This is a genomic window from Plectonema radiosum NIES-515, assembly GCF_025753815.1.
In the GTDB taxonomy this organism is placed as follows: Bacteria; Cyanobacteriota; Cyanobacteriia; order Cyanobacteriales; family Nostocaceae; genus Hassallia; species Hassallia radiosum_A.
In genome coordinates, this window is sequence record NZ_JAOWRF010000421.1 from 1 (window position 1) to 2000 (window position 2000).

Here is a 2000-nt window from a genome sequence, read left to right on the forward strand (position 1 = left end):
CTCTGTTCCCTAACTGCTTGGATATAGGAGCGACTGAAAACAAACGTCAGTTAATTTAGTATGACTCCCAAGATAGATCGCGCTTATTCAGCCTTATGCAACTAAGAGATTCTCTACGTCGGACAAAAATTGTCGCTACGATTGGTCCTGCTACCAGTAGCCCAGAAATGCTCAAAGCTATTATTGAAGCTGGTGCAACGACGCTGCGGCTAAACTTTTCCCACGGTACTCATGCCGATCATCAACGCAGTATTCGCTTAATTCGGCAAATTGCCTTTGAACTAAATCAGCCGGTGGGTATTCTCCAAGACTTGCAAGGACCAAAAATTCGTTTGGGTAAGTTTGAGAATGGATCTATAGTTGTGGCAAAAGGCGATCGCTTTACTTTGACAAATCGAGGAGTGATTGGCACACAAGATATCAGCTGCGTCACCTACGATTATTTAGCAGAGGAAGTCCCCCTTGGCGCAAAAATCCTTCTTGACGATGGACGAGTGGAAATGGTCGTCGAGGAAATTAACCGCGAAAAAGGCGATTTGCATTGTCGCATCACCGTGGCTGGTAAACTTTCTAACAACAAGGGTGTGAACTTTCCCGGAGTTTACCTTTCAATTAAAGCCATGACTGACAAAGACCGCGAGGATTTGATGTTCGGTCTAGACCAAGGTGTAGACTGGATAGCACTTTCCTTTGTCCGCAATCCCCAGGACATGATAGAAATTAAAGAGCTAATTTCTAGCATGGGTAAGCAAGTGCCAGTTATTGCCAAAATTGAAAAGCACGAAGCGATCGAACAAATGGAAGCAGTTCTGGCTTTGTGTGATGGTGTAATGGTGGCTAGAGGGGACTTGGGGGTAGAATTACCCGCAGAAGATGTCCCCATCCTGCAAAAGCGGCTGATTGCAACGGCAAATCGCATGGGAATTCCCATCATCACCGCTACCCAAATGTTAGACAGTATGGTAAATAATCCCCGTCCAACTCGCGCCGAGGTGTCGGATGTGGCAAACGCTATTTTAGATGGCACGGATGCGGTGATGCTTTCTAATGAAACTGCGGTGGGTGAATACGCAGTGGAAGCTGTAGCAACTATGGCACGAATTGCCGAACGTATTGAGCAGGAAGAAGCGCGAGAATCAAGTAATCGTCTCTCTAAAGATACCAGGCGATCGATTCCTAACGCCATCAGTCAAGCGGTGGGGCAAATTGCCGAGCAACTCGGAGCGGCAGCAATTATGACTTTAACGCAAACCGGCGCAACAGCTCGCAATGTCTCCAAATTCCGTCCGCAAACGCCGATTTTGGCTGTAACTCCTCACGTCAATGTGGCACGGCAATTACAGATGGTGTGGGGAGTAAAACCGCTTTTGGTGCTAGAATTGCCTTCCGCCGGTCAGACTTTTCAAGCTGCGATCAACGTTGCTCAAGAAAATCAGCTTTTGTTTGAAGGGGATTTAGTGGTAATGAGCGCCGGCACTCTTCAAGGAGTTTCTGGATCGACGGATTTGATTAAAGTTGAAGTCGTGACGGCGATACTAGGTCAAGGAATTGGATTAGGACAAGGTTCCGTCAGCGGTCGCGCACGAGTGGGTAACACTGGGATGGATGTAAGTAACTTTAATCACGGAGATATTTTGGTTGCTCCCAGCACAAGTGCGGATTTTGTTGAGGCAATTAGAAAAGCGGCAGGAATTATTACTGAGGAGGGAAGTCTCACAAGTCACGCTGCGGTGATTGGCTTGCGTCTCGGTGTGCCGGTGATTGTCGGTGTAAAGAAAGCTACGCAAGTAATTCGCGATGGGGCGATTTTGACAATGGATATGCAACGGGGTTTAATTTATTCTGGGGCAGTGAGAACGCCTTAAATTTGTTAGGAGGAGTGGAGGAGTGGAGGAGTGGAGGAGTGGAGGAGTGGAGGAGTGGAGGAGTGGAGGAGTGGAGGAGTGGAGGAGTGGAGGAGTGGAGGAGTGGAGGAGTGGAGGAGTGGAGGAGTGGAGGAG

At 48.1% G+C, this 2000-nt stretch carries 1 protein-coding gene; it reads left to right on the forward strand.

The window, feature by feature from the left end:
- Nucleotides 1-95: 95 nt before the first annotated feature.
- A complete protein-coding gene (pyk, locus tag OGM63_RS29495) occupies nt 96-1865 on the forward strand; it encodes a pyruvate kinase (protein ID WP_263749321.1) in 1770 nt (589 codons plus the stop codon).
- Nucleotides 1866-2000 lie beyond the last annotated feature (135 nt).